The 6,291-nt window shown below is 29.9% G+C and carries 6 protein-coding genes; 2 read left to right on the top strand and 4 right to left on the bottom strand.

All coding sequences use genetic code 11. The features are described from left to right. The first annotated feature begins 69 nt into the window (after positions 1–69). Positions 70–138, top strand: a complete 69-nt coding sequence (gene psm-mec, locus HMPREF3239_RS12265) for a phenol-soluble modulin PSM-mec (RefSeq protein WP_014532405.1) — start codon at positions 70–72, stop codon at positions 136–138. Between the two features lie 84 nt (positions 139–222). On the opposite strand, the gene mecI is transcribed toward psm-mec, so the two are convergent. Next, positions 223–594, bottom strand: coding sequence for a mecA-type methicillin resistance repressor MecI (gene mecI, locus HMPREF3239_RS04025; RefSeq protein ID WP_000369214.1), 372 nt, complete (start codon positions 592–594; stop codon positions 223–225). Further along, complete coding sequence (gene mecR1, locus HMPREF3239_RS04020; RefSeq protein ID WP_000952923.1) at positions 594–2,351, bottom strand: beta-lactam sensor/signal transducer MecR1; 1,758 nt, start codon at positions 2,349–2,351, stop codon at positions 594–596. Before mecR1 ends, mecI begins: the two co-directional genes overlap by 1 nt. Before the next feature lie 96 nt (positions 2,352–2,447). On the opposite strand from mecR1, the gene mecA reads away from it, so the two are divergent. Further along, positions 2,448–4,457 (top strand): PBP2a family beta-lactam-resistant peptidoglycan transpeptidase MecA, encoded by a 2,010-nt coding sequence (gene mecA, locus HMPREF3239_RS04015; RefSeq protein WP_001801873.1) that lies wholly within the window; start codon positions 2,448–2,450, stop codon positions 4,455–4,457. A gap of 45 nt (positions 4,458–4,502) precedes the next feature. Here the strand turns inward: mecA and HMPREF3239_RS04010 are convergent, their stop codons facing one another. Together HMPREF3239_RS04010 and HMPREF3239_RS04005 are read right to left on the bottom strand one after the other, a co-directional pair. Then, positions 4,503–4,931: a MaoC family dehydratase gene (locus HMPREF3239_RS04010; RefSeq protein ID WP_000872606.1), complete on the bottom strand. Its 429-nt coding sequence runs from the start codon at positions 4,929–4,931 to the stop codon at positions 4,503–4,505. A gap of 96 nt (positions 4,932–5,027) precedes the next feature. Next, positions 5,028–5,771 carry a glycerophosphoryl diester phosphodiesterase gene (locus tag HMPREF3239_RS04005; RefSeq protein ID WP_000958858.1) on the bottom strand — a complete coding sequence of 248 codons (744 nt, stop codon included), beginning with the start codon at positions 5,769–5,771 and terminating at the stop codon, positions 5,028–5,030. Positions 5,772–6,291: the final 520 nt, after the last annotated feature.

Genomic DNA, 6,291 nt, shown 5'->3' with positions numbered 1-6,291 from the left:
ATACTATAAATTCAACTTTGCAACAGAACCTTATACTTAATGTATCTTAAATAGAAAGAGGGTATGCATATGGATTTCACTGGTGTTATTACAAGCATTATTGATTTAATCAAGACTTGCATTCAGGCTTTCGGTTAATTTTTTCAACTAAAAAACAGAGGAAATATTCAACGACTTGATTGTTTCCTCTGTTTTCTATGTATTGTTGTAAACACAACAATTTTATTTTTTATTCAATATATTTCTCAATTCTTCTATTTCATCTTGTGATAGATCTTCTTTTTCTACAAAGTTTAAGACAAGTGAATTGAAACCGCCTTTGTATACTTTATTGATAAAGTTTTTAGATGTTTTATATTTTATATCACTTTCTTCTACAAGAGAGTAATATTGAAAAATTTTATTGTCTTTTTTACGATCTATAAATCCCTTTTTATACAATCTCGTTATAAGTGTACGAATGGTTTTTGGACTCCAGTCCTTTTGCATTTGTATTTCTTCTATTATATTATTCGCACTTGCATATTTTTTCATCCAAATGATATTCATAACTTCCCATTCTGCAGATGATATTTCATACGTTTTATTATCCATTATATTAACTCCATTTCTTTTAAAATACGCTCAGAAATTTGTTGTGCTTTTTCGCCATTCGCATTGTCTTCGCCTTTTAAATGTGTAGCAAAATAATACGTATTATCTTTCGTTTCAACATAACCTACGAACCATCCATTTGCTTCTTTGTGATTCACGATTCCTGTTCCAGTTTTACCTACATATTTATAAGTATCTTTTTGTTTCAAAGTCATACTATTTTCAACTTTTTCAATAGCCTTATTATCAAAATGCATGTTATGTTGTTTCATATTTTTCAACAAATTAACCTGTTCTATTGCAGAAATTTTTAATGAAGATTCATTCCAATAATTTTCATTCCCTGATATTTCTTCATTACCATATTCAATTAGATCTAAATAAGATTTAACCTCATCTTGTCTTAAATGTTTGTTTAAATTTTCGTAATACCAATTTACTGAATATTTCATTGAAGAATTTAAATTTTGATCTTGGTTCCATTCTTTAAATGGATATTGATGTTTATCCCATTGTTGTTCAGTATGATTTAATGAGAGTAAATTTTGGTCGAATGCCATTAACGCTAAATAAATTTTGTAAGTAGAATTAGGTGAATATCGTTGTTTACTTTCTGGTTCATTATAAATAGAATAAGCTTGCTCCCGTTCATTATAAAGCACAAAACTTCCATCAAATCCTTTGAAATACGGAGCTAGTTGATTTAATTTTTTATATGATACATTTGTTTCATATTTGTCTTGTTGAACATGTGCAGATAGTAACGGTGCTTGTATTAAAAGCGATATACTACATACAATATACGCAACAATACGCTTGTTTCGATTAGGTTTAGGCATTGAATCATAAAGTGCAATATACTTAACACGTTCTTTAATATTTGAATTAAAACCTAGTAAATATTGTGCTGCCACATTATTTATGTGCTGAGATTTTAAAATAGAGCATTTTAATATCGATTCACCATAACGTATATGTTCATGGCGATTCAAAATTTTTAAAACGTTTCTATCACATACTTTTTCACAGTCATTGTCCATCATTGTTTTACTTATATATAGTGCAGGATTAAACCAGAATATCATTTTAAAAACAACATAAAGCTGGTTGAATATTAAGTCATGACTTTTCACATGTGATAGTTCATGTAGAATAATATATTCAATTTCTTTGTCATTCATGGTTTCGACTACGACAGTTGGTAGTACAATTTGGGATTTCACTAAACCAAATACCATCGGATTATCAATGTTTGAACTATAACTAATTGTTATATGCTTTTTGTAGAACTGCATCTTACTTTGACATACTTTAAGTCGTTCATTAAGATATGACGATTCCAATGACGAACTTTTAATAACATCAATTTGTCGGAATGCCTTAATCATATAAAATAAGCACAACAAACTACCAAATACCCATATCAAAAGAATCATATACGTTATATTTGAGGTCTCAAACTGATTAACATTAATTGCTAAGTCTTTCGTAACAGATGATTGTTGACCATCTAACATATGACTAACCGAAGAAGTCGTGTCAGATACATTTCGATTCATCATATCTTTTGAAAATGTAAAATTCGATATTTTGTAAAATGGTATTAATGGAATTAACGTGGAGACGAGCACTAATAACCAAATCTTATGTGACATAATATTTTGAGTATATTTTATATAGAGCATTCTCACTAAAAAAATTACACATATCGTGAGCAATGAACTGATTATACTTAACATTAAAAAAGATGATAACACCTTCTACACCTCCATATCACAAAAATTATAACATTATTTTGACATAAATACTACATTTGTAATATACTACAAATGTAGTCTTATATAAGGAGGATATTGATGAAAAAGATAAAAATTGTTCCACTTATTTTAATAGTTGTAGTTGTCGGGTTTGGTATATATTTTTATGCTTCAAAAGATAAAGAAATTAATAATACTATTGATGCAATTGAAGATAAAAATTTCAAACAAGTTTATAAAGATAGCAGTTATATTTCTAAAAGCGATAATGGTGAAGTAGAAATGACTGAACGTCCGATAAAAATATATAATAGTTTAGGCGTTAAAGATATAAACATTCAGGATCGTAAAATAAAAAAAGTATCTAAAAATAAAAAACGAGTAGATGCTCAATATAAAATTAAAACAAACTACGGTAACATTGATCGCAACGTTCAATTTAATTTTGTTAAAGAAGATGGTATGTGGAAGTTAGATTGGGATCATAGCGTCATTATTCCAGGAATGCAGAAAGACCAAAGCATACATATTGAAAATTTAAAATCAGAACGTGGTAAAATTTTAGACCGAAACAATGTGGAATTGGCCAATACAGGAACAGCATATGAGATAGGCATCGTTCCAAAGAATGTATCTAAAAAAGATTATAAAGCAATCGCTAAAGAACTAAGTATTTCTGAAGACTATATCAAACAACAAATGGATCAAAATTGGGTACAAGATGATACCTTCGTTCCACTTAAAACCGTTAAAAAAATGGATGAATATTTAAGTGATTTCGCAAAAAAATTTCATCTTACAACTAATGAAACAGAAAGTCGTAACTATCCTCTAGGAAAAGCGACTTCACATCTATTAGGTTATGTTGGTCCCATTAACTCTGAAGAATTAAAACAAAAAGAATATAAAGGCTATAAAGATGATGCAGTTATTGGTAAAAAGGGACTCGAAAAACTTTACGATAAAAAGCTCCAACATGAAGATGGCTATCGTGTCACAATCGTTGACGATAATAGCAATACAATCGCACATACATTAATAGAGAAAAAGAAAAAAGATGGCAAAGATATTCAACTAACTATTGATGCTAAAGTTCAAAAGAGTATTTATAACAACATGAAAAATGATTATGGCTCAGGTACTGCTATCCACCCTCAAACAGGTGAATTATTAGCACTTGTAAGCACACCTTCATATGACGTCTATCCATTTATGTATGGCATGAGTAACGAAGAATATAATAAATTAACCGAAGATAAAAAAGAACCTCTGCTCAACAAGTTCCAGATTACAACTTCACCAGGTTCAACTCAAAAAATATTAACAGCAATGATTGGGTTAAATAACAAAACATTAGACGATAAAACAAGTTATAAAATCGATGGTAAAGGTTGGCAAAAAGATAAATCTTGGGGTGGTTACAACGTTACAAGATATGAAGTGGTAAATGGTAATATCGACTTAAAACAAGCAATAGAATCATCAGATAACATTTTCTTTGCTAGAGTAGCACTCGAATTAGGCAGTAAGAAATTTGAAAAAGGCATGAAAAAACTAGGTGTTGGTGAAGATATACCAAGTGATTATCCATTTTATAATGCTCAAATTTCAAACAAAAATTTAGATAATGAAATATTATTAGCTGATTCAGGTTACGGACAAGGTGAAATACTGATTAACCCAGTACAGATCCTTTCAATCTATAGCGCATTAGAAAATAATGGCAATATTAACGCACCTCACTTATTAAAAGACACGAAAAACAAAGTTTGGAAGAAAAATATTATTTCCAAAGAAAATATCAATCTATTAACTGATGGTATGCAACAAGTCGTAAATAAAACACATAAAGAAGATATTTATAGATCTTATGCAAACTTAATTGGCAAATCCGGTACTGCAGAACTCAAAATGAAACAAGGAGAAACTGGCAGACAAATTGGGTGGTTTATATCATATGATAAAGATAATCCAAACATGATGATGGCTATTAATGTTAAAGATGTACAAGATAAAGGAATGGCTAGCTACAATGCCAAAATCTCAGGTAAAGTGTATGATGAGCTATATGAGAACGGTAATAAAAAATACGATATAGATGAATAACAAAACAGTGAAGCAATCCGTAACGATGGTTGCTTCACTGTTTTATTATGAATTATTAATAAGTGCTGTTACTTCTCCCTTAAATACAATTTCTTCATTTTCATTGTATGTTGAAAGTGACACTGTAACGAGTCCATTTTCTTTTTTTATGGATTTCTTATTTGTAATTTCAGCGATAACGTACAATGTATTACCTGGGTATACAGGTTTAATAAATTTAACGTTATTCATTTGTGTTCCTGCTACAACTTCTTCTCCGTATTTACCTTCTTCTACCCATAATTTAAATGATATTGAAAGTGTATGCATGCCAGATGCAATGATACCTTTAAATCTACTTTGTTCTGCTTTTTCTTTATCTATATGCATATATTGAGGATCAAAAGTTGTTGCAAATTGGATAATTTCTTCTTCTGTAATATGAAGGCTTTTTGTTTTGAATGTTTCTCCTACTATAAAATCATCGTATTTCATATATGTCTCTCTTTCTTATTCAAATTAATTTTTTAGTATGTAACATGTTAAAGGTAAGTCTACCGTCACTGAAACGTAAGACTCACCTCTAACTTTCTATTGAGACAAATGCACCATTTTATCTGCATTGTCTGTAAAGATACCATCAACTCCCCAATTAGCAAGTTGGTTTGCACGTGCTGGTTTGTTTACAGTCCATACGTTCAATTCATAACCCGCTTCTTTTACCATTTTTACTTTTGCTTTAGTAAGTTTGGCATCTTCAGTGTTTACTATTTTAGCATTACAGTAATCTAAAAGTGTTCTCCAGTCTTCACGAAACGAAGTTGTATGGAATATAACTGCTCTGTTATATTGTGGCATGATTTCTTCTGCAAGTTTAACAAGCACAACATTAAAGCTTGAAATGAGCACTTCTTGATTCTGATTTAAGTTTGTTAATTGTTCTTCCACTTGCTTAACCATACTTTTAGAAAGTGCTAGTCCATTCGGTCCAGTAATACCTTTTAATTCTACATTTAAATTCATATTATATTCATTTGCTATTTTTACTACATCATCGAAAGTTGGCAAATGTTCATCTTTGAATTTTTCACCAAACCAAGATCCTGCAGAAGCATCTTTAATTTCATCATAATTCAATTCAGTTATTTCCCCGGACATATTTGTAGTCCGTTCTAAATAATCATCATGAATGATAATCAGTTGTTCATCTTTTGTAATTGCAACATCTAACTCCAACCAGTTTATACCTTCTACTTCTGAAGCAGCTTTAAATGATGCAATTGTATTTTCCGGAGCTTTACTAGGTAATCCTCTATGTCCATATACAGTTAGCATATTACCTCTCCTTGCATTTTTATTTTTTTAATTAACGTAACTGTATTATCACATTAATCGCACTTTTATTTCCATTAAAAAGAGATGAATATCATAAATAAAGAAGTCGATAGATTCGTATTGATTATGGAGTTAATCTACGTCTCATCTCATTTTTAAAAAATCATTTATGTCCCAAGCTCCATTTTGTAATCAAGTCTAGTTTTTCTGTACCCCTTATCTGCAATTTTACTTAGGATTGCTTTTAACTTACCCCTTATCAGCAATTTTACTGAGAACTGCTTTTAACGCACCTCTTATCTGCAATTTTGCCTAGAACTGCTTTTAACGTACCTCTTATCTGCAATTTTACTTAGAACTGCTTTTAACGTACCTCTTATCTGTAATTTTACTGAGAACTGCTTTTAACAAACCTCTTATCTGCAATTTTACTTAGAATTGCTTTTACTATTCCTCTTATTAGTATAATCTCAGTAAGAATGCGTATAAAAATGAAAATTACAACCGATTTTGTAAGTGC

This window comes from Staphylococcus sp. HMSC34C02 (assembly GCF_001838705.1).
Taxonomy (GTDB): Bacteria; Bacillota; Bacilli; order Staphylococcales; family Staphylococcaceae; genus Staphylococcus; species Staphylococcus borealis.
The sequence above is the reverse complement of the archived record's forward strand: the minus strand, read 5'-3'. Positions and strand labels throughout refer to the sequence as shown.